This window comes from Halorubrum aethiopicum (assembly GCF_001542905.1).
GTDB classification, from domain to species: Archaea; Halobacteriota; Halobacteria; order Halobacteriales; family Haloferacaceae; genus Halorubrum; species Halorubrum aethiopicum.
The window spans coordinates 1-26111 of record NZ_LOAJ01000002.1 but is presented as its reverse complement, the minus strand read 5'-3'; the positions used below and the strand labels follow the sequence as shown (position 1 = coordinate 26111).

General features: G+C 55.3%; 20 protein-coding genes. 8 read left to right on the top strand and 12 right to left on the bottom strand.

The features are described 5' to 3' along the window. Positions 1–589: 589 nt before the first annotated feature. The 7 genes from AXA68_RS14670 to AXA68_RS14650 form a co-directional block, all read right to left on the bottom strand. Positions 590–997, bottom strand: a complete 408-nt coding sequence (locus AXA68_RS14670) for a hypothetical protein (RefSeq protein ID WP_066418726.1) — start codon at positions 995–997, stop codon at positions 590–592. Then, entirely contained in the window at positions 994–2661 is a 1668-nt protein-coding gene (locus tag AXA68_RS14665) for a serine hydrolase domain-containing protein (protein ID WP_066418724.1), read from the bottom strand. Before AXA68_RS14665 ends, AXA68_RS14670 begins: the two co-directional genes overlap by 4 nt. A 113-nt stretch (positions 2662–2774) precedes the next feature. Then, a complete protein-coding gene (locus tag AXA68_RS16175) occupies positions 2775–3476 on the bottom strand; it encodes a class I SAM-dependent methyltransferase (RefSeq protein ID WP_080505313.1) in 702 nt (233 codons plus the stop codon). A gap of 207 nt (positions 3477–3683) precedes the next feature. Beyond that, the gene (locus AXA68_RS16170) at positions 3684–4598 is read right to left on the bottom strand and encodes a DUF7351 domain-containing protein (RefSeq protein ID WP_080505312.1); all 915 of its coding nucleotides are present in this window, start codon (positions 4596–4598) and stop codon (positions 3684–3686) included. A 144-nt stretch (positions 4599–4742) separates the two neighbouring features. Then, positions 4743–5027: a DUF3006 domain-containing protein gene (locus AXA68_RS14660; protein WP_066418721.1), complete on the bottom strand. Its 285-nt coding sequence runs from the start codon at positions 5025–5027 to the stop codon at positions 4743–4745. Between the two features lies 1 nt (position 5028). After that, entirely contained in the window at positions 5029–6501 is a 1473-nt protein-coding gene (locus AXA68_RS14655) for a lamin tail domain-containing protein (RefSeq protein ID WP_066418719.1), read from the bottom strand. Positions 6502–6557: 56 nt separating this feature from the next. After that, positions 6558–10766 carry an Eco57I restriction-modification methylase domain-containing protein gene (locus tag AXA68_RS14650; protein ID WP_066418716.1) on the bottom strand — a complete coding sequence of 1403 codons (4209 nt, stop codon included), beginning with the start codon at positions 10764–10766 and terminating at the stop codon, positions 6558–6560. 210 nt (positions 10767–10976) lie between these two features. Here AXA68_RS14650 and AXA68_RS16165 point away from each other — a divergent pair, with 210 nt between their 5' ends. Then, positions 10977–11501: an HPP family protein gene (locus tag AXA68_RS16165; protein ID WP_080505311.1), complete on the top strand. Its 525-nt coding sequence runs from the start codon at positions 10977–10979 to the stop codon at positions 11499–11501. A 779-nt stretch (positions 11502–12280) separates the two neighbouring features. Here AXA68_RS16165 and AXA68_RS14645 read toward each other — a convergent pair. Beyond that, entirely contained in the window at positions 12281–12625 is a 345-nt protein-coding gene (locus AXA68_RS14645) for a hypothetical protein (protein ID WP_066418713.1), read from the bottom strand. Between the two features lie 350 nt (positions 12626–12975). Between AXA68_RS14645 and AXA68_RS14640 the strand changes: the two genes are divergently transcribed. Then, entirely contained in the window at positions 12976–13479 is a 504-nt protein-coding gene (locus AXA68_RS14640) for a GNAT family N-acetyltransferase (protein WP_066418712.1), read from the top strand. A gap of 24 nt (positions 13480–13503) precedes the next feature. Here AXA68_RS14640 and AXA68_RS14635 read toward each other — a convergent pair whose 3' ends face one another. Beyond that, positions 13504–15690, bottom strand: coding sequence for a type B DNA-directed DNA polymerase (locus AXA68_RS14635; protein ID WP_066418711.1), 2187 nt, complete (start codon positions 15688–15690; stop codon positions 13504–13506). A 662-nt stretch (positions 15691–16352) separates the two neighbouring features. Between AXA68_RS14635 and AXA68_RS14630 the strand changes: the two genes are divergently transcribed. Next, entirely contained in the window at positions 16353–16745 is a 393-nt protein-coding gene (locus AXA68_RS14630; protein WP_066418707.1) for a hypothetical protein, read from the top strand. 55 nt (positions 16746–16800) lie between these two features. On the opposite strand, the gene AXA68_RS17380 is transcribed toward AXA68_RS14630, so the two are convergent. Together AXA68_RS17380 and AXA68_RS14625 are read right to left on the bottom strand one after the other, a co-directional pair. Then, positions 16801–17076 (bottom strand): hypothetical protein, encoded by a 276-nt coding sequence (locus tag AXA68_RS17380; RefSeq protein ID WP_080505310.1) that lies wholly within the window; start codon positions 17074–17076, stop codon positions 16801–16803. Beyond that, positions 17076–17774 carry a hypothetical protein gene (locus AXA68_RS14625; protein ID WP_066418706.1) on the bottom strand — a complete coding sequence of 233 codons (699 nt, stop codon included), beginning with the start codon at positions 17772–17774 and terminating at the stop codon, positions 17076–17078. Before AXA68_RS14625 ends, AXA68_RS17380 begins: the two co-directional genes overlap by 1 nt. A gap of 297 nt (positions 17775–18071) precedes the next feature. Here AXA68_RS14625 and AXA68_RS16155 point away from each other — a divergent pair, with 297 nt between their 5' ends. Beyond that, entirely contained in the window at positions 18072–19082 is a 1011-nt protein-coding gene (locus tag AXA68_RS16155; protein ID WP_080505309.1) for a sensor histidine kinase, read from the top strand. Between the two features lie 186 nt (positions 19083–19268). Here AXA68_RS16155 and AXA68_RS16150 read toward each other — a convergent pair whose 3' ends face one another. Further along, positions 19269–20504 carry an MFS transporter gene (locus AXA68_RS16150; protein WP_106388674.1) on the bottom strand — a complete coding sequence of 412 codons (1236 nt, stop codon included), beginning with the start codon at positions 20502–20504 and terminating at the stop codon, positions 19269–19271. Positions 20505–20762: 258 nt separating this feature from the next. Between AXA68_RS16150 and AXA68_RS14615 the strand changes: the two genes are divergently transcribed. The 4 genes from AXA68_RS14615 (at position 20763) to AXA68_RS14605 (ending at position 26021) form a co-directional block, all read left to right on the top strand. Then, the gene (locus AXA68_RS14615) at positions 20763–23642 is read left to right on the top strand and encodes a bacterio-opsin activator domain-containing protein (protein WP_066418700.1); all 2880 of its coding nucleotides are present in this window, start codon (positions 20763–20765) and stop codon (positions 23640–23642) included. 113 nt (positions 23643–23755) lie between these two features. Further along, positions 23756–23899, top strand: a complete 144-nt coding sequence (locus AXA68_RS16550; protein ID WP_106388673.1) for a rubrerythrin-like domain-containing protein — start codon at positions 23756–23758, stop codon at positions 23897–23899. Positions 23900–23901: 2 nt separating this feature from the next. Beyond that, a complete protein-coding gene (gdhB, locus tag AXA68_RS16145) occupies positions 23902–25203 on the top strand; it encodes a glutamate dehydrogenase GdhB (protein ID WP_080505308.1) in 1302 nt (433 codons plus the stop codon). A 164-nt stretch (positions 25204–25367) separates the two neighbouring features. Next, complete coding sequence (locus AXA68_RS14605) at positions 25368–26021, top strand: bile acid:sodium symporter family protein (RefSeq protein WP_066418691.1); 654 nt, start codon at positions 25368–25370, stop codon at positions 26019–26021. Positions 26022–26111 lie beyond the last annotated feature (90 nt).

Here is a 26111-nt window from a genome sequence, read left to right as displayed (position 1 = left end):
ATCTACTCGTCGCCACCTCTACAGCCGTCGCAGGCCTCAGCGGCTGTAGCACTTCAGATACACAGCCGAATGACACCGCTCCACCAGAAGACGCGACCGTACCGCTGTCCGAATACGACTGTCCACCACACGGCTCTAGTGAGGAGCCAGTCGTGTGTTCCTACACCGTAGATACGGATTCGGCCGATATCTACCTCCTCACGGACCCGACGACGCGATCCGAGACGCCGACACTGACGCTGTATAACAACTCTTCATCGGACCTCGAATTCAATCCGTTCCAGTGGACGGTAATGCAACAAGAGTCGTCAGGCTGGATGCCTGTAGAGAAACGCAGTTCTGGGAACGGCAGTCTTGTGATTGCTGCCGGTGAAACACATTCTTGGACGTTCGAAGAAGTGGTCGAGTCTATCAACGAGCAAGTACCCCTTGGTGTAGGAACGTACACCGCGAGTATCGAGGTCCCGAATCCGAGAGGCTCGAACTGGATACGGTGTGTTGCGTTGGTTCGACTCGGCTAACATTTCGATTCTTTATATGCCAATCAAAAATACTCGGCTCGCAAATCTTTGACACGCTCAGTTAGCACTCACAATGGTAGCATTCCCAGTGTTGAGAGTTGCCAGCTGAACACGAGCCCCAATAGTGCTAGTACCGTCTGGTGGATGCGTGTAGTAACCGACCAGAAGCGGTACCGCCACGCCATCAATGTGCCGACAGTCGTCCCCAACGTCAGGATACCGATGAGATACGGGAGCGTGAGTGCGACTTGCATTGGCAGCGGTCGTGTGAAGAGCGTGAGGTCGCCGCCGGTCTCCAAGACGAACATGAAGAGTATGACGAATCCAATCGAGACGCTACTCAGGCCGACACCTGCGGCACGGGAGAGCCACTGTGGGCTCTTTAATCGGCGTCTCACGCGGTGCTTGAACCCGTTTCGGTTGTTGTACTCGTGCTGCTGTTCGGTTCGGTGTTGAGAGACTTGTTGGTCCGTCATTCGGAGCCCTCCACACCGGATCCGTTGTCGGTCCGATACTGCTTCAACTGCCGCCAAGTACTGCGTCCGCCCCATCCGGCGAGCGAAAGACCAAATCCCGATAGTACAGTCCCGAGAACACCACCGGTGACGAGTTGGCGTTCGTGAAACGGTATGGGCTGGTAGACACCAGTAGGTTCGCTGCTCATTTTCAGTAAGTCGACCTCGCCATCTGTGACCTCGAAGGCAAGGACATCGTGACCGCCAACTTCCTCGTACACGTACGGTTCCGTCTCGACCCACTGTCGAGCGTCTCCTTCGAGAGTCGTTGTCTGTAGGTGGCCGTTAGCTGCGGGCTCAACAGTCAGGTGTTCGAGCAGATCGACGACCTGGAGTGGTCCACTCTGCGGGAGATACGTGAGGCTGTACTCGCCAGCAACGGTTTCGGCGCGCTTCTGACTGCCCGGTCTCGAAGTCGGTATCGGGGTACTCGGTGCGTGCTGGAGATCCAACTCGGTAACGATCTCATCAACGACCGCTTTCGGACCCTCACTCGGATTACTGTTGAAAGCGACGAAGATCCCGACATTCTGATCGGGAGCGAGCAGCATGTAACTCGTGAAGTTGACTGTCGCACCTGAGTGAGCGATGAGATTCGCGTCTGAGCTCCCGTATTCATGGAAGCCATACCGCCAGTTGGTGACTGCTGGGTGACGCAGGTGGTGGCGACTGTGCATCGTGTCTATAGTCTCCGGATCGAGCACTCGCTGGTCACCGATCGCACCGCCACCTAGGTGCGCCCTCATGAATGTCGCCATATCCGTTGCTGTCGAACTCAACGAGCCCGCCGGACGCATATTGATGTACACGTCGTCGGCTACTATGAACGACCCATCACCACGGACGTGCGGTGCGGCGAGTTCGCCTGGGTGGGAATTCGAAATCGGCTGAGCGAACGAACTGAAGGACATCCCCAGTGGACCGAATATCTCTGATTGGAGGAACTCCTCAAACGCGGTGTCATGCGACTCAGCAACAACGTGACCCGCGAGAGCCGCACCGTAGTTGGAGTATCCAACGAGTTCACCGGGTGGCCGGATACGTGAGGGTTGTTGATCGGTGAGAACCTTCTCCAGTGAATCAAGAGCGGCCGGATCGGAGATAATGCCGGGATCGAGCGTGGATTCAAATCCTGCGGTGTGTGTTCCGAGATGTCTGAGTGTCACGGGGGCCTCATACGTGTCTGGAACCGCAACTTCGGAGTCGTCGAGATATGTGTTTACGTCAACATCGAGATCAAGTACACCTCGTTCGACTCCCTTCATGACGGCAGTGTACGTTACGAGCTTCCCGACAGATCCGACTCGGAACATTGTTTCATCGGCTCGAACTTGCTCACCGGAATCGACATCAGCAACGCCATATCCTTTGGTCAGGAGGGGTGTGTCACCGCTAACGACGGCTACAACAGCTCCGGGAGTCGTCGTCCCGATCCGTTCGGCCAACACGTCGTCGACGAATGCTTCGAGTTCGTCGGGATGTACAGAGGGGTCACTTCGCTGTAGGTCGTTGCCTCTGGAGTCTGTCGCGGCGCTTGTACGGCCGACCATGGTTCCAGTACCACTGAATCCAAGACCACCGAGAGCGGTCAGAACCGATCGACGCGTCGTTCTATCGTCTATCATGATGGTGTTTTGTGATATTACTAGTTGAAACGGCCGTGAGTAGGGCGGTCACGTTACTGGTCACTGAGGGAGTGAATTCGTCATCGATCTCATGTAACAACGGCATCGAATGATCACCTCGGAATAGCCTCGATAGCCGTGATGAGACCGAAGAATTCGGTTGATACGTTTTCGAGTGTTAAGCCGGCCTGTTTGACTGTCTTCACCGGTTCGTGATTCAGCCGACAGCCGTTCTTTTCGTATTGAGCCTCGGCACGCCAGTCTTGGAGCCAAGCAAGAGGTGCTGTATCGCTGCGTCGATGTTCGAGCAGGAGGATCTCGCCACCGGGAGCACAGACTCGTTCGATTTCGTGTAATGCGGCAATTGGATCGGGGAACGTACACGTCGAAAACGACGAAATGACCGTCTCAAAGCTATCATCGGGGAACTCCAGTTGTTGAGCGTTCATCTGGTAGACGGTCCCATCCAGATCGAGGCTGTTGAGTTCGGTTCGAGCGTGTGAGAGCATCTCCTCGCTAATGTCGATTCCGACGATCTCGCTTGCTGACGAGAGATAGCGGAAGTTCTTCCCAGTGCCACAGGCCACATCAAGAACTCGGCCGTCCGTGTTCTCGAATTGACGACGACGATATGAACCCGCGAAGAACTGGTCGAGCCACTGCCACCGGGCAAGTTTGTCAGCTACACTGGCATACGCATCGGCGATCTCCTCTGCCGATTTCAGAGGTCTTTCTCCTGATTGGTTTCGGTCCTCTGTCGTTTCGTATACTTGATTGGGCTGGTCTGTCGGGTCGTGGGAATTTCTTGACTCCATACTGAGTGCCTCCGTTGATCTCGAATTCGAGTCGGATCAACAACACCAATAAATATATCGGAAATATGACTATTTATCAATCCGGCTTCAAAACTCAGATTGAGCAAAATACGGGGGATTTCACGACTTATGGAGGCAATATGGCGATCTCTCTATCGATATCGCTATCTACTCAACACTAATCCCGTAAGATTACTGTTAGAAACGCTAATTTTTGCCCGTATTTCGTCGCACGCGCTCAGACCGGATCACTGTCGCAGTCGCATCAAGAACCAATCGAATTGCGTCGTCTTCGTGACGCAGCACAACCTCGTACTCATCGGGATCCGTCGTGATTTGTTCGGAAGTCCAGTGCCCATCATAGAGGTATTCGTTGAACTCCCAGATTCCTCGTGTGGTCACATCGAACCCGCGATCCCAGTGAAACGCTATCGATGCTGGATGGTAGACAACGCTGTAGGTTAGTGGACTATTGTACTCCCGCAGACACTCCTCACAAGTACTTGTTACCAAGAACGAGTCAGCGACGGGTAGCGAATTCTCTGACACCTCGATTATATCCGTAGAGAGCTGCGCCCCACATTCCGGACACATTCCGCTTCGAATTTGCTTGGAAACATCCGCACTTTGTCGCTTGACGCTTTGGATCAGCGCGTCATCGTCATGGGTCTTAACCTGAGCAGGGGTTATCGGGTGTCCTGTAACTGGTTGTTCACACACCGAACACTCGATACTGAAAAACTGGTGGGAGAGTGATGCCTCAAGTGCCTCTTCCCCACAGAAGATACATATTCCATCGACTGGTTTCGGACCGAATGAATCCGGCTGTTCATAATTTCCCGATAAAATGAATCGAACGATGCGTTCACCAGCGTGTGTAAGCGAGTACCCGTCGTCGGTTTTTCGCAGGTACGTCCCAGTAAGCTCTCCTAAATGGTACGATAGCTTCGACGTGTTTTCTACCTCTACATACTCATAAATTTCAGAAAACGCAAGTTCAGCAGCTCCGGATCCGACATCTCCGAATTCATGTTGGGCAATAGCAACAGCGCGAAGGATCTCAAGGCGAGTCTGATCGGATAACAGTCGGAAGATATCCCTCGCCGAATTATCCTCTGCCATTGGCCTACGTGGTTAGTCCTTACTAGGCAGCGATATTGAAACCCCATTCATTTCCTTATTGCTGGAACATCAGGAAGTCGATGACTCCTAGGATATTTTAACAAAATCTTCTCATCGACCATTCCGATCGAACTTTCTCTCGATTCAAGCGTCGTCGTCTTTCGGTGGTCGCTTGGACAGCCGGTCAAACCGCGACTGCGCTCGTTCTTTGCGCTCTGTCGTCGTTTCTGCGTCGTACGACATCTCACGAACCGACCCGTCGTCACCTCGTGTGATCTGGAGGACGGCATCGACGTGATTCGCCGCATCTGGGAGGGCGTCTCGGTCGATGACGAGTTCGTCGACGACCTCACCGTCCTGTTCGAGGAGGACCACGGCGAGATCGTCCTCGAAGCGGTCGACGACGCCGATGAACTGTTCCGTAGCCATGTTAGTACGACTCCTCGATCACGACTGTTCCTGACGCATCCGTGACGATAACTGTGTCCCCGCCGTTATTCCACACGGCTGTCGACCGTCCCCAGTACAGGTCGGTCTCGGTGTCGGTGCCGCTTCCCGAATGGATGGTCACGCGCTCACCAGCACCGAGCTTGAAGCCATCCGGAACCGTATAGGTGTGATCGGCACTATCCGCGACCGTCCACCCCGAGAGATCGAGCGTCGTCTCGCCCGTGTTTTCGAGCACGACGTACTCGTCGTTGAGATTCTCGTTATCGTTTCCGTCGGCGTCGGCGTGAATCTCGACGATCGCGAGCGTCGTATTCGTGTCCTCCGTGGATTCGGCTGAATCCGACGTGTCGTCTTCGGAGGTGGAGTCGTCGGGCGTCGAGGGCGCAGCCGATCCGGTCGCCGGGACGACCAACCGGTCTGTGAAGCCGCCGTCAGCGTCGTCTGAAACCGGCTCGCCATCTCGAAGCGCCGACGCTCTACTGGGTGCGTCCTGCTGTGTCGCGACGGTGACGGCCGAGCCGTTGCTCGTCAGTCGAACGTGTCCATGCGTCCCCGTCCAGTACGTCGGGATCGACCGCTGATCGAGTCGGGAAAGCACTTCCTCGTGCGGGTGGCCGTACTGGGAGTCGTACGCACTCGATATGAGCGCGACTCGTGGCGAGACGGTATCGAGGAACACGTCACTCGTGCTGGATTGACTCCCGTGATGTCCGACCGCGAGCACGGTCGAATTGAGCTCACTCCCATACGTTTCAACGAGGTATTCCTCGCTCTCGGTCTCGCCGTCACCGGGAAGCAGGAAACTGGAGGATCCGAACTGGAGGTGGATGACGAGGCTATTCTCGTTGCGATCGTCGTTCGCGAGGTAGTCGTCGGGTGGCGCGAGAACTTGTGCCTCGACGTCTTCGATAGCGATCGAATCGCCCGCCTGCGTCTGATACAGCGTCACGTCATGCTCCTCAATCGCATCGAGATACGACTCGTAAGTGGCCGAGCCGGCGGCAATTCCGGGATCGTAGACCGCTCCGACGCCGTCGCCGTCCGTTTCAAAATGGTCGATGACTCCGGCGTGTCCCCCGATGTGATCAGCGTCGGCGTGAGAGGTCACCAGGTGATCGATCCGCGTGATTCCCCGCGCTTCGAGATAGTCGATCACGTCTGCGCCGTCGTCCCGCCAATCACCCGAGTCGATCAGTATCGTCTCGCCGGTCGGCCCGATGATAAGCGTGCTTGAGCCTTGCCCGACGTTCAGCATGTGGACCGTGAGGTTTCCTTCGGGTGTCGTGACGGTGCTTTCACCGTCCGGGATCGTCTCGTTGTTCTCGCTTCCGATGTCGCCGTTCGTTTCGATCGTTGGCCCCTGCTGACCACCGTCACTGGGGATTGTCGCACAGCCTGCGAGTACGACGAGAGTGACGACCGCCAAGAGTGAGAGAAGTCGTCTCCGAGACATACAGGAGGGTCGCCAGCCGAGGGGTTAGTCTTGTCTCTTCGTTCGGTCTCGAACTGTTATTCTTTGACGGCCTCCTCAACGATCTCGATCTCTTCATCGGTCAGCCCGTACAGTTCGTAGACGATCTCGTCTATCAGCTCGTCCGTCTTTTCGATCTTCTCGTCAAGCTCCTCGGCGCGCTCCTTCGTCCGGAGGTAGTTCTCCAGGTCGCCGGCTACGTCGTCGATGTCGGGCAACTCGATCGCTTTCAGCCGATCGATAAGCGAGTTCGTCTTCGTCGCGGTCTCTCGGAAGTTCGCGAACCCGCCCGCCTCGTCGACGGCGACCGGCACGAAGTGTTCGATCAGGTCTGCTTCCGTTTCGGTGAGATCCGTGATCCGGAACGCCGGCAGGTACTCCGTCTCCGTGTAGCCCCACTGGTCCGTCTCGTGTGCGTCCTCTTCGTCGGGCTTGTAGCGAGCGGTGGCCTCGATCAGGACCGTGTTCGGAGATTTTCTCGCCACATCTGCTGAACCGACCCGAAGAGATGCTCTCTCCGAGGCTGTTTTGCTCAATATGGTGTCATGCGTCCCCTGAGTCGGTTGATATAATCCAACCTCGGAAAGCTGGATCTCAACATCAGTTGATAGATAATCTAAAACAGATGTGTTTAGCCTCGTTCTCTGATTTGTTATTTGAGTTCTCTTTTCAGACGCCTTTGATAACAACACCATCTCTGAATCCAACACAGACTTTGATTCGATTGAATGAATATCAACTAATTTCTCTGAGAAGTAATCAAATAGACCTTGATCAAACTGGAACGAATCTTGATTGATATCAGGAATCGGAATTGACTCAAGCCTATTCCCGGCATAAGAGAGATAGCCCGCACGCTTTTGTTTACCAAATACGCGCATATACAGGTTCAGAAGCGAACTGTTGAGAATTGCGGTTAGGGATTTAATATTGTATTCTCCATTTGGGACAATAAGAAATGTATCTGTCATTCCCACTGTCCCGTCATTTGTATAGGCAAATCTGTTTATTTTGGCATAATGAGGAACCAAAACCTTCTCAGATGCTTCAATTAGCCTTCGTTCATGTGGGCGCTGGAGTCTCCACCAAGGATATTTTCCACGTTCAGCTTCGGTACGATTCTCTAGATCCGACTTATGCGATTCTAGATAAGATATTATATTCGGGTATTCCCCAGGATCAAATTCATTATCTGCGTAAATCACGTACCTATCTGATTTAATATCATACGGCCTGATATCCTTTGCACGTGATAACGGAAGCAAATCGGCTACTTCTAGAGAATACTCATCTATCGTCTCCTGTGTCACAGTAAATGCCTCGTTATTTCCCGATTTGATTCCTTGAGTGATTTCTGAAACCTCTTTCAGTGCTACCGTGTCTTCTCTCATTGACTCCCAGAGTTCCCCCGCACTCAGTGCGCGAAGATTCCACGGGCTAGCTCCGAGGTGTTTTGTGGGCATTTTGAGCGGTTCCTTTGACCCATTTGAGATGTCTGAGAGAAACTGCTCTGTACCGTCGTACTGCTCCTCAGAGTCAATAAAAACCTCCGTATCAGTTCGATCTGATGTGTGGAAGATTGAAACGACACATAATATACTAACTTCTGGCCAAATCTGAAGATTACCGAAGTCTAGGATTTTGGCAGGTGGCATACTGTCAGCAACATAATCCCTAAGAGAGTCACTATGCTCTGATTCTAACCAGTATCTTGAGGTGACATATCCTATACTCCTGTTGTCAGAAACGACTTCAGAGGCACGTTTAATGAAAAAGTGTAGTATGTCATTAGTGCCTGTGAATATTTGCGGATAAAATGATCTCATTATCTCCTGCTGCTTGGTTCCTTGAAGAAGGAGATACGGTGGGTTCCCGACAACTGCATCGAAGCCGGCTTCCGTCTTCATTTTGCCCTCTGCATTGAAGAACACCTCGGGGAACTCCAGTTCCCAGTGGAAGAAATCCTGCTCTTCGGCGGTCGCCTGTGCCGCCGTGAACCAATCCTCTCCACGAACCTCCGCCCAGTCGTCTTCGTCGTCGATCGCGCCTGCCATCTGCTCATAGGAACCCTCGGGCACGTCGACACCGAACTCCTCGGCAGTGTGGACGTTCGCGAGTTCGAACAGCCGCGTGTACAGCGGGTCCTCGCGGATCTCGTCGTACAGCTCCTCCATCGATTTCACGTCCTCTAGCGTCTCGTTGTCGTACGCCAGCAAATCCGCCATCAACTCCATCACGTGTTCGAGCGTGTCCTGGCGAACCCTTGCGAACGCCTGTGTCAGCGTGATCTGTCCGTCGTCACCGTCCGGGCCGTCTTCGCTTAGGACCTCCGTGATGTCGCTCCCGACGAGCGAGTTCCCCGCTTTCAGGTGGTGATCTAAGAACGCGAGTGGCTGGTCAGCCGCGAGTGTTTCGAGCCACATCGACAGCTTCGCGAGTTCGACCGCCATCCCGTTCAGGTCGACCCCGTAGATCGCCTCTTTGGAGATTTCGCGGCGGATGTCCTGCTCGTCGTACGACTGGATCTCCTGTTCACGAACGACCTCCATCACCTGCTCGGTGAGATACCCCGTCGCCTTCGTAAGGAAGTGACCCGACCCCATCGCCGGGTCGAGGATCGTTAGGTCCGTCACCCGGTCGTAGAAACGCCGGAAGTACTCCCCGTCGCTGCGGGAGAGCCCGTCTGCCTCCAGGTCCGCGTGGATCTCGTCGACCAGCGGATCGACCGTCTCCTCGACGATGTATGTCACCACGTAATCCGGCGTGTAGTACGCCCCCGTGGCCTTACGCTCGCCCTCGTCGTTCACGACATATAGCCCGCCGCTTTCGACCGTCTCGACCGCGTCCGCGACCGACACCTCGCTCGCCGGCTTCCACACCTGTCCGCCGTCCTCCGCGACCGCGGCCATGCCCTCTTCCGGGGCGATCCGGAACTCGTGTTCGAGCAGGCCCTCATAGATTGACCCGAGGTGCCGCGTGTCGAGGTCGGCGTAGTCCGCCGGAACGTACTCCCCTGCCTCATTCTGCGTCGTTGATAGCCGGAAGATCACCTCCGCGATCGCCGGGTCCGACACCTCGTTCTCGGCCAGGAACTCGTGGTCATCGTGATCGAACAGCCCCCCGTTGTACGGCGGGATGTCGAGCGCCTCCTCTCCCTCGTCGATCAACTCGAACAGCCGCGAGAGCCGGTTCCAAATCGTCGTCGAGAACTCACTGTACTCCTCGTGGAACGCCGCCCCCGACTCGACATCACCGCCCTCGACCGCGTCGATAATGTCGCCTCGGACCTCTTCGAGGCTGAAATTCTCGTGGTACTCTACGTTCGCGCTCGGGGCTTCGGGATCGATGAGCCCGCGCGATTCCGCGTACAGGACGAACATCAGCCGGTAGAGCAGCACGAGCGACTGCTCTTTCAGTTCCTCGCGCTCGGTCTCGTCTTCGGGATCGATGTTGAGGTCGTTGCTCTCGACGAATCCCTTGCCGAGCACCCGCAGCGCGGTGAACACGTTGTCTTGGAGATCCTCACCGAGTTCCTGTGCGGCGGTCTCGGACTCCGACCATACGGTTTCGAGGAAGGACGTGCCAGCCACCTCGACGAACGCCTCCGGCCGGAAGAAACAGTAGAAGTACTTGAACTGCTGGAGGTCGCCGGATTCCAATAGCTCTGGCAAGTCGACCTCGTAGTAGGTCTGCGTCTCGTAGTCTTTGGTGCCGTAGAGCCGCCACTTTCGCCCGTCGGTGAGGATCCCCCACTGGAGATCGCCCGGCGTCCGTTCGAGGTAGTACTTCACCTGATGGGAGGCGTCGCGGTAGGAGCGTTCCTCGCTGAATCGCTTCTCGAAATCGTGCCCCCACTGTTTAGCTTCGAGCAGTGCGGACGCCCGTGAGAACATCCCCTCTTGATCGTGCTGGAGCTTCCGCTCTGCCGCACCGCGTCTCGCTTCACTGGACTCGTAGAGGAGTCGGTCGACGTACCCGCCACCATCGGGAAGCGTTCCCTCGGAGATCGTGTCAAAACCGAGAGAACCGAGGACCTTGCTTATCCACTGGTCAAGCAATTCGTCCTCGCCGTAGGAGCTGACGAGATCGCCCTCCAGTTCCCACAACTCGCGAAGATCCTCGAACACGGCTTCGGCCTCGTCGTCGGACTCCCAGTCGTCGAGGTCGTCGACGCGCTCGTCGAGGTAGTACCCGGAAAAGAGGTTGGAGTTTCGATAGGGGCCACTGCCGAGTGTGGCTTGGCTCATGTGATACTATCTCCACATTTCACTGCCCACAAATAGATGACGGAGAGATAGGCGGATTTCATTGGGTCCAATTAGGCCAAGTGGCTCTGTTGATCTCTCGGTAGCTGATACACTAGGACGACTTGTGGTCAGACCAGGGGAGAGACGTAGCAGCCACCACAATCAATAGAGAACGGGGTTGGTTTATATCGCAGGCCTGAACCACCCGCTATGCGACGGCGCGTCGGTACAAGCCTATATGCCGGCCTCTTGTTTACTGTCCTCGGCGTAACTGCGTGGGGAAGTGGGCAACCGTTTATTTTTCCAAGTCTCGGGCCGACGGCGTTTGTTCTCGCATTTGATCGCCAAAGCGACCGAACACAGACTCGCCTCATTATTGGGAGTCATCTCATCGGCGGTCTCGCTGGCCTGTTCGCATGGACTGTTGTAGCGTCTGGCGTTTCGATTACGGCGACACCACTGCCATTTTCAGGTGATGGCTTTCGACTGGCCGCAAGCGCGACCGTCTCTATTATACTGACGAGTTGGGCGATGATTACCACCGATACCATTCATCCACCGGCCTGTGCGACTACACTTATCGTCTCACTTGGATTGCTTTCAACGCCTCTTCGTGTTGGCATCATCGTTGGGAGCGTCACTATTCTAGTTCTGTTCCACAACATCGTGATCCTCATCTTCAAGCGACTTGTCGGCGACTCTCACCCGCGCTACCATGAACAGGAAACAGAGTGATGTTCAATACACACCTCTCATTAATTGACTGTTTCAATCGAGAGTTTGTCTGAAGAGGAGGATTTCAACAGGGTTGCCTAGGTGAGTATTCTTGTCTTGTAGTGACCGGAGTGGGTGCTTTTCGGATACTCCTGTAGCCCTTCTTGCGAGGAACGGAGCGTCCCAACCTACGACTATCAGGCAGCCTCCGTCGACGACACGCTCGATACGGCCTACGTCGTCCTCGCTGGTTCTGAAACACCCGGATCGACCGCACGACTGCGACTGCCCGCCATGTCCGATCCTATCCGCACGAACGCCGGCAACGGCGTCGTCGGGCTTTCACCGCGACGCTTTCTGCCGGGTAAGAGGGGCTCGCTGTAGATCGTGGACCGCCACTCGTGACAGCGTTCCGGGCCTCACGCCGCCACCGTCGACCGCAGGTTTTCCCTCGACGTTGTTCCGGTCGCCCCGGTCGCGGTCACCGACGACCGCGTGTCCAAAACGCGGCGTCTCGTTGCGACGACAGGATTTCGGGACTACTGAGCGAGTCGTCTTCGGTACCTCCCCCGCGATCTCGGGTGACCGACGGACGCACCGAACTGCTGGCTGATTGCGGGTCGTGTTGGTCGTGCTGGCCTACTGCGGGCGCGTCTCAACCGAACTCTGGAACTCATGTAAAGGGGGTCAGTGACAACTCAGATCGACTGCTGTGTCGCTCTGTTGAATCCCCAGTTGATGGTCGCAGAATGGAAGATTGCGCAACACGGGGTGCGTTTCGGTCAGAGTCGAGACTCGTATCAGGCGATCTCTTCGAGCACTGACTCGCCACTGCCATCCTGTGATTCCCATTCCCACTCGTCTTCGATACGCACGCGACCGTCGTCAAGCAGTTCGACGGTGCCCACGGAGTGGCCACTCGCCGTTTCATTCTCTGAATTGATCTGTGAATACCTGATATCCAATTCACGACCATCGAACGTTCCAACGAGATGTCCATCGACGATGTCCCCACCTGTATAGTGTGCGTAAATCCGGTCACCCTCTTGCTCAAACTCGAAGCGAGTATCCTCACTCACTTCTCCAGTATCGCTGTTTGTAACGCCAGCAAGCGTCCGACCATCGAGTGAGATACTCTCTGTCATAGGTCCTCGTTCCATCCATGAGGGCAAAAATACGCCGAATTGGATGGCCACCTTTTGTATTCAATATCCGTCTCCTGTGCCTCCGAGACGTTCAATAGAATCACGCCGGATTCGTGACTCTACCTCACCCGTCCACGAATCCCGCTAACGTCTCGTCGCTCGTCCCGCTGAAGTGCTGTCTACGTCGTCCTCGCTGGTTCTGAAACATCCGATTCGACCGCACGACCGCGACTGCCCGCTACGCCCGGTCCTATCCGCACGAACGCCGGCAACGGCGTCGTCGGGCTTTCACCGCGACGCCTTCTTCCAGATACGGACAACTATGTGAGCGCACATCCTATCGAAGTCCGATGGACAGCGCGACAATTCACGACGGCTATGCGCCTGGTGCTGTCGGACGACTCACGGCACTTCACGCGACGTATTATGGCGATCTCTGGGAGCTCGATACAGCATTCGAGGCTGAAATCGCCGAAGGAATCGCCGAATTCGTCGATCGATATGACCCGTCGAAGGATGGGCTCTGGCTCGTTCTTGACGACACAGATCAGGTTCGAGGTGGGATCATCATCGATAGTCGGGACATTCAGACCGAGGGCGCACAACTTCGATACTTCATTCTCGATCCGGAATTCCAGGGGCAGGGGTTGGGACGCGAATTACTCAACCGAGCGATGGAGTTCTGTCACGAGCACGCATATGAACGCGTGTTTCTCTGGACCGTCGACGAACTGGAAGCAGCAATTAGCCTGTATGAAGACGTTGGCTTCGAAGCCACCGAGACGATTGATATCCATACCGGATGGCAAACCGAAGTGCCCTACAGATTGTTCGAATACACACGCGACTATTGATCCACCGATACATCCGATACGTTCTCAGTAGCTCGCTAGCGTCTCGTCGCTCGTCCCGCTGAGGTACTGCTTAATCTCCCCCTCACGCCACCCGACTGGAGCCAGCACGCTCTCGACGGCGCGTACGGCGGCCTCCTCGTACCATTCGGTGTCATACCGCCCCAGGTCCTCGAACTCCAACCGAACCCGCGCAGCGCCGCGTGCGTCCGTGTCGACGACGACGTACCGGATCGCTTGCCCCGGTGACAACCCGGTCCCCTCGATCCGCGCTCGCTTCAACGCCGCCACGGTGAGCGTCTCCATCGAGTAGTCGTCCACGTCCTTCGACACACGATTGTCGACGACGAGCCCGGCGGCATCCACCTCACCATCCCGTAGCTTTCGGAGGCGACGCCGGAGCACGTCACAGACCGCCTCTGGCGATCGCGTCTCGTCGAACACGCGAAGTGCCTCGCGCTGGACGTCTTCGACCCACGCCGGCGTCGATCGCTGTCGCCCCTCGATACCGCGGGTCTTGATCGCGTCGCCGAGCCCCACATCGGGGTACTCCTCACCGCGTCGTTTCCCGAAATACCGAGTTAGCGCACCCGACTCCGAGTTCCGCATCGGACAGAATGCCACCCAGTCGAACGCACACTCGTACTCCAACTCGATGCCGGCCTCCTCGCTTACTTCCCTTGCGACCTCTGCTAACGGACGCTGCTCGCGACCGTCAGCGGGCGTCACCCAGATCGAGTCGACGATGCCGTGAACGACACGCCACCCCGCTTCTTCCAGCGCCGTCTTCGCATCGAGAAGGAGCTCACGAGCAAAGGCGTTGATCGCTTCGTGACACTCGATGCGCCCGAACTTCGCGTTCGAGAAGCCCTGATACCCGAAGCAGGACACGAGGATCCACTTGATCGCTGAGGAGGCAGCCTCTAGCCGCTCGCGCTCGTCGCCGTCGGCATCGGGAATCTCTGATTTAATCTCGCTCCGGGCGTCGATGAGCGGGCCGAGCACGTCAGGCAGGTAGCCGTCGCGCTCGCAGATGGAGTAGTCAAGCCCCGGCACGTCGTCGGTCTCACAACAGCCGCACCGGACGGTCTCGGGCGAGATGTTGCGCGTCCGGATGATGTTCGGATAGAGCGACGCGAAATCGAGTTCGTGAACATCCTCGTGGACACCGACATCGGGGGCAAAGGTCGTCCCACCGCGGTCGGCGTCATCGAGCGTCGAGGCCGTCTTGAACAGTTCCGGCCGCCACGCCCGCCACGGGACGAGCACGTCACGACTCCGGGCCTCTCGAATTTGCATCGCCGTCAAGACCCGCCCGATGGATGCCCACCCGAGTTCTTGTAGCGGCAACCCGGACCGGTCAACGAGATCGAGACAGCCCTCTAGCCCCGACTCGTGATAGAAGAACGAGTTGGATTCGTCGATGATGGCGCGACCGGGAACCGCATACCGAGCCGGGGAGTGGCCCACGTTCCCGTAGGAAGTGTACGTCGACTCGCCGGCGAGCTTCGTGTACCCCGGCAGCCGACCGAGTTCGAGGGCAACCCCGTACGCGTCGGCCGCCTCGAACAGCAGCGGGACGAGGTCGGCAGTCGAGACGACCAGCACGTCGGGGTCGCGCTCGTCGAGGATCGCCTGGACGCCGGCGACCACCGCCGGTGGTGTCGCCCCTATCCGGTCGCCCTCGACGGCGAGTTGGGGGAGTGAATCGATGCCGGATTCGTGACTCGGAAACCCTAGATGAAGCGTCCGAAGGTTACGCACCGACCGATCGGGACTGGCCGGCGTGTCTGTTTCGAGACAGAAGCGCAGTTGCCGCGTGAAATCGACGTTGTAGCAGGTGTACGTATCCGGCTGGTCGAACTGCCGGACACGCTTTGCGATCGCCCGGACGGCGTCGATCGATGTGGCGTCGACGCGGAGGAGTGGCCGGGCGTCCGTCCGGAACGTCTGTCGGTGGGATTCGACGCTGAGGTCGGCGACGGCTGCCTGTCCATCGAGGAACGAACGGAGGTCGGCCAGCGGTTCCGAGAGTCCGTCCCGAGCCGGCGGTGTTGGGTTGGAACCACCGGTCCGTCCGTAGAGGTCGCTCGGCGCGTCACCGACGAACAGCGTCGGCCGGTGGTCCTCGTGGACCTCGCGAGCCACTCCGTTCGGTGTGAGCGTCCACGCGGCAACGCGACCGCCTCCGAGATAGTCCAGCGTGAAGACCATTTCAATTAGAATTCGAACCCAGTGTAAAAGCAGTCAGCCATGGGTGTATAGTGGAAGTGGAACTGAACTATAAACAGAATTGAGAACACTATCGGCTTTGTTGGATCCTATTCTCCAGTTATATTCTCGCCTGAAACAGCCGATCACTGAAGACTGCGTATTGAACGATAAAATTTCTACCACCTCAGAATGGTGTTAAGATAATCGTGGGACGTACAGCGTGTATACTCGGCACGAAAATGATCCAGTAAAAGGATTGAGCCATGTGTGTACGGCAGGAGTAGAGTTGGATATCAATCACGGCTAGCTCTCCGCTGAGCGTCGGACGTTGACGGAGAACATGTAGAATGCCTCACCAACGCTGTCGTTGAATTTTATATGACAAAAATAGAGGCCGATATCCTGTGATAATTGCGAAGCCGATGAGGAGGTATACGATAAAATAATCACCTTCGGGGAGTACTGCTTCGCCATTCGGATAGAACCCCATCAAAAAGATCACTGTAGCGATTGAACTCACTGCCGTCAGACTCCGGATAAAGTGCCAGAGAGCGACCCGCTGAGTAACTCTAAACGGATAATCCGGCATTCGATCATTCATTCATTCTACTGCGGAATGAATCAACCTTTGGTTATTTATCGATACGGCGATAGCGAAACTTATGGCTGTTAAAATGGCCTCGCGGTTGGAGGATTTTTTCAAGCACAGGACAGATGACAACCTTCGAAGCATCGTGAAGTACGATCATGTAAGTCACGACATCGTCTATTTGCGAGATGATGTGGCGGCCCAGTACACCGAAGACGAAATCACGAATGTAATTGATGATTCACGGATGGACTCGCTTACCGCTCCGATTTACAAGAATACGTTTTCTGAGGATCACGGCGAGTTGACGTGTCTCGTCCAGTGCTTCAAGAACGTGATCGAGATGAACTTCGTACTAGAAGATGGTGTCGGGGCAGCTGTCGCTTTAGACGCAGAAGCATTTGCCGAGAGTCAAGGTCTCGTTTCTGAGGCCCGAGAGCTCGTAATTGAAGAACGAAATAATTGACCACTCTATGGTCTCCGGATACAGAGGAGTTTGTCTCAGTGCGTGTACCAGATTGTCACCCTTCTCTTCGTTCATCTCCTTGTTCTAATCCTTGAATTGTTTCTTCTAACTCCCGTATTCGTCGCTCCTGTTCGAGCGCGATCGCCATCCACACGGGCGCAAGCGGGTCCGGATGGTTGAGATTCCCCGCAGCGTCGGCGTGATCGCGAGCGTACACGAACAGCCGGTCGAATCGGGGTTGGTCCCGTCGCCGGAGTGCGCGGCGGTAGTCGTCCCACTCGTCTTCGATCGCGCTCAACTGGTCTCGATACGTCGGATTCGTCCGACCCATTACTGGACACCCACGGGTCCGGCGGCGAGTTCGAGCGTCGACGCTTCGTGTATCCGGGCGCGGTGTTCGAGCACTTCCTGCCAGTATGCGAGTGTCGTTTGCATCCAGCCGTCTCCCGTGTGATACACGAGCGTCTCCTCGCCGCCTGCTGTGTCCTTGAAGCGTGGTCCGAACGGCGTCGCCCGGCACTGGAGGTGCGTCGCCGCAGCGCGGCGCAGCGGCCGCGAGAAGTCATCCTTGCGACACCGCGTCACGAGCACCGGCACGTCATGGACACGAGCGATACGGGCGACCGACGCGATCGCGCGAATGAACAGCTGTTCTGCGAGCTCGGCGCTGATGTCGGCTGTGCGGTACATCCCGTCGAGGCCGGTCGCGACGACGACTGACGGCGATTCTCGGGCGGTGAGCCGGCCCGCGAGTCGGTCGAGCAGCGACGTGTGCTGATGTGCGGTGAACCCGCGGGCCACCTCGATCCGGTTGAGCACGCGGTCGGCCGGCGCGAGGTCGCGGAGGCGTGTCGTGTTCGCCCTGTTTGCGCCATCGACCCAGAAGGCTCGGCCGTCGCCGGCGAGCACTCGATCGAGGAGGAGCGCCTGGACGGGGGTGACGCCGAGATCGTCGTCGACATCGACGAGGGTGACGCCTGGCGTGAGATCCGGAAGATCCGCGGTCGGTCGTCGGGAACGGGTGGACATGGTAGCCACGATGGACAGGCTCGTAAAAGGGGTGAGCCATGGACGTGGAGTGAAAGTGGAAGTGGTATCTGCCGAAGCGTTAGAATGAATCAGCTCTATCGAAATCCTCACCTGCTGATAGTTCGTCGGGGCCGTGCTGAATAGAGGTCACGTATCTTGTATGGATCAGTTACAGATACGATCAGATTGGATCGGTCTATACAGCAAATACTGGGCTATAACCGTGCTGATCCGAGATCATGTTAATTGATTATCCAACAGTTATTGTTAAATAGCGCCCCTGACGATTTTTTGGTAATGGTTACGGATCTGACGGTAGAGGCTTTTGAAGAACTCATTATACATACTGTCGATACACTAACAGTACTGGATGAAGATGGGACCATCCGGTATGAAAGCCCGTCAATCGAGCGTGTTCTCGGTTACGAACCCGACGAGCTTGAGGGCAAAAATGTATTCGAGTATATTCATCCGGACGACCGACAGCAGGCTCTTGAAGCGTTTTATGAGGTTATTGAGGCAGACGTGGACCACACCACTGCGGCTGTCGAATTGCGATTCCAACACAAGGACGGATCGTGGATCTGGCTTGAGACTCGCGGGAGTAATCAAACGACCACTGCGCTTGATGGGTATGTGGTTTCTTCGCGTGACATTTCTGCCCGCAAGAAGTACGAACAGCAACTGAAGCAAGAACGAGATCGGCTTGACCGATTTGCCAGCGTCATCTCTCATGACCTCCGCAATCCGCTGACTGTGATACAAGGACGTTTAGAACTCGCCAAAGAGGAGTGTAAAAGCGAGCATCTTGATGCGATGGAAGGATCCATCGATAGAGTGAATGAGCTAATCGATGATCTCTTGACATTAGCACGAGAAGGGGAAACAGATCCAGAATTAGACGCTGTGAACATTCAGGAACTAAGTGAGAAATGCTGGCAGAATATTGAGACGGAGGGGGCGACCCTCAATGTTGAGACAGCGCGAACGATCCTCGCAGATGATAGTCAATTCAAGCAGGTACTTGAAAACCTATTTCATAATGCGATTGAACACGGAGGGAATGACGTGAGAATCACGATAAATGCGCTAAGTGATGGATTCTACGTCGAGGATGATGGTCGAGGTATTTCCGAGGACGCCCGTGACTCTCTTCTTCAATTCGGATTTTCAACAAAAAGGAACGGGACTGGTTTCGGTCTCAGTATTGTGAACGAGATCGCTGAGAACCACAACTGGACACTGAATGTTGCGGAAGGGAAGGACGGTGGTGCGAGATTTGAATTTAGAAACGTTACCTTTTCCTAATAAGCTGGTAGGCATATCTATCGGCTAATTCAAGCTGTATGACGAAATAACGAGGCTCTTGTGCTGACTGTATCCTCTGTATCTCGCACGCTGATCCTGTCAGGCTCTAAGAATTTTAACAGCGCCTGAATAGAGAGTGTCTTCAATACAACTATCCTATCTGCTTCCAAAAATTTGAGCCTGTAGTTATGGGTAGCTAGGCTCTGGTGCTCGCCATGCGACCGCGATTCCGCAGATGGAGAGAAAACCAACGAGTAGAAATGCCATATCGAATCCTGCCAGATCGATCACAACACCGCCTACGATCGGTGCAAGAAACGCCCCCGCTAGCCCAACACTCGTCTGGAACGCGACAGCTGTCGCAGCGACTCGCGAATCGACGACTTCCCGAACATACGTGAAGGACAGACCCAGTGTAAGCTGAACCGCAAATCCAGTGAGCAGTAGGAGCGTAATGAGCAGTGGAAGTGACTGGACTTGCGTGAACACCAGTATGAGTGGAGCCGCAGTTGCGAAGGATCCGAAAACGATGGGTTGGCGGCGACCCTCGAAGACTCGGTCAGACAGGAGTCCGCTACTGATTCTGGAGATAACACCGATTGCGGGAAAGACTGCCACCAAGAGCCCACTCACTGTAAGTGACAGTCCAAGTTCGGCCGTAAGGTACGATGCACCCCAGCTATTCACGAATAGGTATACTGAATAGCCGAGGAAGCCGAGCAATCCAACTGACCAGACTTTTCGGTTCCGGAGAACCGCTCCGAACTCCTGAACCGAGGGAGCCTCCCCCTCGCTCGTCCCGATCCCCCGACTGGCTGGCCAGAAAACGCCAAGACCGACGACTGTGAGTGCCGTGAACGCAATAAAGATCGTAGGCCATCCGAATTCACGTGCAATCAGTGGCCCAGTCCCCTGTCCAAGAGCAAACCCGATCGGTCCACTTGCGGTGAAAATGCCGACAGCCGTTGCCCGGTTCTTGCTGGTCGTTGCTCGACTCACGATATCGATACCAGCATTCCAGACGACAACGTAGGCGATCCCTCCAAGTGCTCGGGAGGCGATTACTGATCTGTAGTCCTCTTGCCATCCAGCGATCCATCCCCACGCTCCAGCGATAAGTAGTGTGAGAACGGCGAGTGCCATCACGTTTCTAGAATCTGTTCGATCGAGCACCGCACCAGCTGGGAGGCTTGCGATCACTGCAGTACCGAACATGATTCCGACAAGGAAGCCTGCGATTGTTGGACCGATACCCAGAGAGTCACGGATGAGCGGGGTGACGCTCGCAGGAACGATCTCGTAGGCAGCTAATCCAGTCGAAATAAGGCTTGCTCCAGCGACGATACCCCATGTCGACTGATGTATCTGTCGCGCTTCGGTGCTAGTGGTCTCTTTGTGATGATCGGAAGGTTGGGTAGTCATTACTCGATAATGTGAACGGACGCCGAACCACGGAAATCGGAAATCGACAGGTGCCTGTAACGAGTTCCGGTGATGGTGCTTCCATATTACGTATCGCTCCGGATACTTCTGAGGGTTAGATAGCAAATTCTTTTGTTCTCTACTGGTTTGATAGTTAACTGTCTATGTGCGTGTATTCCAGCCCAGGCCAGCAGCAGAATCGTAGACAAACTCGAATGGCTATCCAGAGGAGCCGTCTCTCGTTCACGTGATCGAATAATGGCCACTTCTCAATCCGTCCTCAATTCATCGACGATACTGCTCGCCGGAACAAATGACTGGCTCACGCAATTCGCTACAACGCTTGAGACACAGACTGACGCGACTGTACATACAGTTGTAACCAAAGCGGAAGCGAGTGATGTCGTCCAGAAGCGTACCACCGACTGTCTCATTAGCGGAGACACGCTCGAAGGGACAACAGGGCTGGAATTCATCAGGGAGATCCGCACCGAAACCACGACGCTTCCAGTCGTGTTCTGTACCGCCGATGGGAGTGAAGCCATCGCCAGCAACGCCATCGAGGCCGGGGTCATGGATTACATCACGCTCACGGAGCCGATAGAAGGGATGACTGACGAACTCATCGAACGAACCGAGCGTGCCGTCAGATCCGCACGACGGTCGGCCACAGAACGGGATCGCGCGAGACAATTCGACGCTATATTCAACGATTCACGGACCGCAACATGGGTGCTTAATCCGGATGGCTCACTTGCTCGGGTGAACGAGACAGCACGGGAAATGGTCGATGTGGATGTTGAAACGATTGTCGGTGAACCGTTCTGGATGCTCCCGTGGTGGGCAGAGACTGATACGAAGAACGCGGACATACAACAGATCGTGGAGAACGCGCTCGATGGGAAATTCAGTAACGCGGTCGTCCAACAGCCGTCACACATCGAGAACCCACAGGTCATCGATCTCTCTGTGCGCCCAGTCGAGAACGAGCGCGGGGACCTCGTTTCAATCGTCGTTGAGGGCGTCGACATTACCGAGCGCGTCGATCTCGAACGCGATCTCCGACAATCAGAAGAACTCCACCGCGTCACGCTCAATAATATGACTGATACGGTACTCATCACGAACGAAGCTGGTGAGTACACCTATGTCTGTCCCAACGTCCACTTCATCTTCGGCTACACGGCCGACGAAATTCACGAGCAAGGGACAATCGACGATCTCCTCGGCACGGATCTTTTCGACCGTGAGGAGCTCGCAGAGGACGGCGTGCTCAAGAATATCGAAACGACTGCGACGGATAAGGCAGGCCGCAAGCACACGCTCTTAGTCAATATCCGTGAAGTCTCGATTCAGGACGGAACGTTCCTCTTTAGCTGTCGGGATATCACGAAACGCAAGCAGCGCGAGGAAGCGCTGGCGACCCTCCAAGAGACTGCCCGCGATTTCCTATACGCCGAAACGCATCAGGAAATTGCCCAGCATGTCGTCGACGACACTCCCAGTGTCCTTAATTTGGATGCAAGTGCGGTCTATCTCTTCGATGTTGATGGTAACGAACTTCGACCTGCGGCCCACTCGGCGATAATGAAAGAACTCAATGGTCCACTCCCCACCATACACGCCGATGGTGAAACGTTACCGAGTTATAGTTTCGTTGAGGACGAAGCGCTATTCTTCGATGACGTTCACGAGGCGGATCGACTCGAAAACCGAGCAACTGATCTTCGCAGTGTAGCGTACATTCCACTCGGTAACCACGGCGTGTTCGTCGCTGGCTCGGACCGAATCAGCTTCTTCGATGACGTAAGCCGGGAACTGACTGATCTTCTCGCCGCAACCGCTGAGGCAGCGCTTGACCGCGTCACACGAGAGTCACAACTTCGAAAGCAAGACCGCACACTCCAAGAGCAAAACGAACAACTCACGGCGTTGAATCGTATCAACGAGACGATCAGGGAAATCGATCAGGCCCTCGTTCAAGCGGAAACGAGAGAGGAAATCGATCATACTGTCTGTGAGCTGTTAACCAGCGAGGACCGATTCCGGTTCGCTTGGATCGGTGCGATTGACCGGACAGCCGACACCATCGAGCCACGGGCTTGGGCAGGTAGGGAGCAGGGGTATCTGGATAGCCAATCGTTCGCTATCGACGCGGCAGATGTAGAGCCAGCCGGCCAGACTGCCGCTACTGGCGATGTGACGATGGTGACAAACGTCGCGGCTAGACTCCGTAAAGATCCGTGGCGGAAGGCTGCACTCGCTCGTGACTATCTTTCTGTATTGAGTATCCCTCTCGTCTACAATGACCTCACACACGGGGTGCTGACAGTCTACGCACCGAATCAAGGCGCGTTTGATGACACAACGAAAGCTGTCCTCGCTGAACTTGGTGAGACCATCGCGTCTGCTCTTAGTGCTATCGAGCGAAAGAATGCACTGCTCACGACATCGATGACACGTGTAGAATTTGTCATCGATGATTCGACGTTCATTCTTTCGCGACTCGCTCAAGACGCAGCATGTACGCTCTCGTATCAGGGGGGTGTTCAGCAATCCACAGAGGGTAGCTACGTGTTTGTGACTGTCGACGACGGAGCAGTACCTGACGTTGTAGACGCTGCCTCACAGTTGGTTGGAATTGACGATATCCAACAAATTAGCGTCGATGGGGAGGGTGGTATTCTTCGTCTTCGGCTCACACAGCCGTTTCTCGCCTTAGAACTGGCAGATCACGGTGCCGTCTTCCGTGAGGCAATTGCTGACCCAACATCTACAACTCTCGTCATAGACATCCCAGACAGTATCGATGTCCGGACAATAACCCAACTCGTTCGAGAGACATTCTCTGCTGTCGACCTCCGTTCGAAGCAGACACTGGATCAGTCCATGGAACCCGACTTATATTCAAAATTCCTCGAAAAGCTGACTGAACGGCAACTGGAGGTGATCCAGACGGCATACTACAGTGGGTTTTTCGAGTCACCACGCGAGAGCACGGGCGAAGATGTTGCGGAGACACTCGGAATTTCCCCGCCTGCGTTTTATAAGCACTCTCGGACAGTCCAGCGCAAACTGTTTGAGACGCTCTTCGAGGAGAATGACTTCTCAATTCCGGGGATTTCTGGGGTTCAATAACTAACCTTAAATTTCTATGAATGTTTGGTGGTTAACGACTTGATATTCCCTAATACACTTATTACACCCACATAGAGTGCCGTGGATTCCAGGCAGGCACTCGTGAACACACTATGATAGATATCGACCCTGAATCCGACGAAGAAACTCCATACGAGTGCTTCGAGTGTGGAACCATCATTATCGCAGAAAACAGCCCCGGTCAGTGCCCCGATTGTAGCGGCTCGATGCGAAACCGACGCATGTCACTCGAATAATCATGGCATCGAAATCCAAGAGTACCCACAACGAACCGGGCGATGAGGCGGCAGAATCAACGGAATCTGAATCGGCACTTGAAACCGCTCGTCGCCAGCTGTACCATGCTGCTAGTCACTTGGATCTCGATTCCAGTATCGTTGAACGGCTCAAACATCCAAAGAAGGTCCACGAAGTAACGGTCCCGATCGAACGAGACGACGGCACGGTTGAGGTGTTCACTGGCTACCGGGCCCAACACGACAGTGTCAGAGGCCCGTTTAAAGGAGGACTTCGATTCCACCCCGCGGTGAGTAGAGACGAGTGTGTCGGACTTGGCATGTGGATGACCTGGAAGTGCGCCGTCATGGACCTCCCGTTTGGCGGGGCCAAGGGTGGAATTGCGGTCAATCCGAAGGAACTGAGTTCAGCTGAGAAGGAACGACTAACCCGACGGTTCGCACAAGAGATCCGCGACGTTATCGGCCCGAACCAGGATATCCCAGCTCCTGATATGGGTACTGATCCCCAGACGATGGCGTGGTTGATGGATGCGTACTCGATGCAGGAAGGTGAGACTACGCCGGGCGTCGTCACCGGAAAACCACCCGTAGTTGGTGGAAGTGAAGGCCGTGAAGAAGCTCCCGGACGCAGCGTTGCGATTGTCACGCAATTGGTCTGTGAATACTACGACCGCGATCTCAAGGAGACAACGGTTGCTGTTCAAGGATATGGGAGCGTCGGAGCAAATGCTGCCCGACTTCTTGACGACTGGGGTGCCACAATCGTCGCGATCAGCGACGTGAATGGGGCGATGTACGAACCAGAAGGGATCGATACAAGCTCAGTCCCGTCACATGACGAAGAGCCGGAAGCCGTTACTAAATACGCTGATACAGTCATTTCGAACGACAAACTGCTCACGCTCGATGTCGATGTGCTCATTCCAGCAGCATTGGGGAACGTGATCACCAAGGAAAATGCCAAGACAATTACAGCAGATTTCGTTGTCGAAGGTGCGAACGGCCCAATCACCTCGACAGGCGATTCTATTCTTGTAGAACGAGATATCGCAGTGATCCCCGATATTCTCGCCAACGCTGGTGGAGTCACTGTAAGCTACTTCGAGTGGCTCCAGGACATCAATCGGCGAAAGTGGTCACTCGAACGGGTAAATGATGAGCTTGAAACCGAGATGGAGGCTGCTTGGGATGCGGTTCGATCAGAATTCGAACAACGCGATGTCACTTGGCGTGAGGCAGCCTATATCGTTGCTCTGTCTCGCATCGCCGAAGCACACGAAACGCGAGGGCTGTGGCCGTAGCCAGGTACCGGCCTTCTCCACGCAATAGATCTCTTCACCTCTGTTGAAATCGTACCCTTCAGCAGCGTTCTTATTCCAATATAACAGCAGACAAATGCGCTGAATTCCAACACCCGTATATCTTCAAGATAGAGGCGATATCAGGTGATACGATTGTCGAGACTGTGACGGCAGTCTTCGTCCTTTCGACGATGTTCTCGATGGGACTGAAACTTTCTGTCACCGAGCTTGTCAGTGTACTTCGAGACCGACAACTCCTGACGAAATCTTTAGTAGTGAATCTCGTGGCCGTGCCGTTGGTCGCGTATCTCCTTATTCGAACGGTTCCAGTCGGACCGGCGTATGCGACCGGGTTCTTGTTGCTTGCTGTCTCTCCCGGTGCCCCGTTCGGTCCGAAGTTCGCCGAGATTTCAGACAGCGATATCGCGTTCACGAGCAGTCTGATGGTGATCCTCTGTCTACTATCGGTCGTTACAATCCACGTCTCGCTGGTCGCGCTCGTTTCCGGTGGCGTGATCGTCGACGCCGTCGCAATCGGGCGGATGGTGCTTCGTATCCAGCTCGTCCCACTCCTAGCGGGATTGGCACTATCGTACGTGTACACGTCGATAGGTAACCGTCTCCACACGCCGATTCAACGACTGTCGGACATTTCATTCGTCAGTTTGATCGTTCTGTTACTGGTTGTTTATCACGGTGAAATATGGTCACTCGTCGGGACAGGAATGCTTGGACTTTCTGCGGCCGCTGTCGTGGTCTCGTTAGCGTTGGGCTACGTCTTCGGGGGTCCCTACCTCGAACAGGCTCTCAAACAGTGACCCCACGCCATCATCGGATTCAACAAAGCAAAATACACACAAGTCCAGAGTTGGATAACTGAACGATGTATCTCTGTCTATAGTAGCTGG

Coding starts and splice junctions, on each gene's coding strand:
- AXA68_RS14635 (WP_066418711.1), bottom strand. CDS start 15,690: ATGGTCTTCACGCTGGACTATCTCGGAGGCGGTCGCGTTGCCGCGTGG.
- AXA68_RS14650 (WP_066418716.1), bottom strand. CDS start 10,766: ATGAGCCAAGCCACACTCGGCAGTGGCCCCTATCGAAACTCCAACCTC.
- AXA68_RS14615 (WP_066418700.1), top strand. CDS start 20,763: ATGGCCACTTCTCAATCCGTCCTCAATTCATCGACGATACTGCTCGCC.
- AXA68_RS16550 (WP_106388673.1), top strand. CDS start 23,756: ATGATAGATATCGACCCTGAATCCGACGAAGAAACTCCATACGAGTGC.
- AXA68_RS14625 (WP_066418706.1), bottom strand. CDS start 17,774: ATGTCCACCCGTTCCCGACGACCGACCGCGGATCTTCCGGATCTCACG.
- AXA68_RS14665 (WP_066418724.1), bottom strand. CDS start 2,661: ATGATAGACGATAGAACGACGCGTCGATCGGTTCTGACCGCTCTCGGT.
- AXA68_RS16150 (WP_106388674.1), bottom strand. CDS start 20,504: ATGACTACCCAACCTTCCGATCATCACAAAGAGACCACTAGCACCGAA.
- AXA68_RS14655 (WP_066418719.1), bottom strand. CDS start 6,501: ATGTCTCGGAGACGACTTCTCTCACTCTTGGCGGTCGTCACTCTCGTC.
- AXA68_RS16165 (WP_080505311.1), top strand. CDS start 10,977: ATGCGACGGCGCGTCGGTACAAGCCTATATGCCGGCCTCTTGTTTACT.
- AXA68_RS14670 (WP_066418726.1), bottom strand. CDS start 997: ATGACGGACCAACAAGTCTCTCAACACCGAACCGAACAGCAGCACGAG.
- AXA68_RS16175 (WP_080505313.1), bottom strand. CDS start 3,476: ATGGAGTCAAGAAATTCCCACGACCCGACAGACCAGCCCAATCAAGTA.
- AXA68_RS14660 (WP_066418721.1), bottom strand. CDS start 5,027: ATGGCTACGGAACAGTTCATCGGCGTCGTCGACCGCTTCGAGGACGAT.
- AXA68_RS14630 (WP_066418707.1), top strand. CDS start 16,353: ATGGCTGTTAAAATGGCCTCGCGGTTGGAGGATTTTTTCAAGCACAGG.
- AXA68_RS14640 (WP_066418712.1), top strand. CDS start 12,976: ATGGACAGCGCGACAATTCACGACGGCTATGCGCCTGGTGCTGTCGGA.
- gdhB (WP_080505308.1), top strand. CDS start 23,902: ATGGCATCGAAATCCAAGAGTACCCACAACGAACCGGGCGATGAGGCG.
- AXA68_RS16170 (WP_080505312.1), bottom strand. CDS start 4,598: ATGGCAGAGGATAATTCGGCGAGGGATATCTTCCGACTGTTATCCGAT.
- AXA68_RS17380 (WP_080505310.1), bottom strand. CDS start 17,076: ATGGGTCGGACGAATCCGACGTATCGAGACCAGTTGAGCGCGATCGAA.
- AXA68_RS16155 (WP_080505309.1), top strand. CDS start 18,072: ATGGTTACGGATCTGACGGTAGAGGCTTTTGAAGAACTCATTATACAT.
- AXA68_RS14645 (WP_066418713.1), bottom strand. CDS start 12,625: ATGACAGAGAGTATCTCACTCGATGGTCGGACGCTTGCTGGCGTTACA.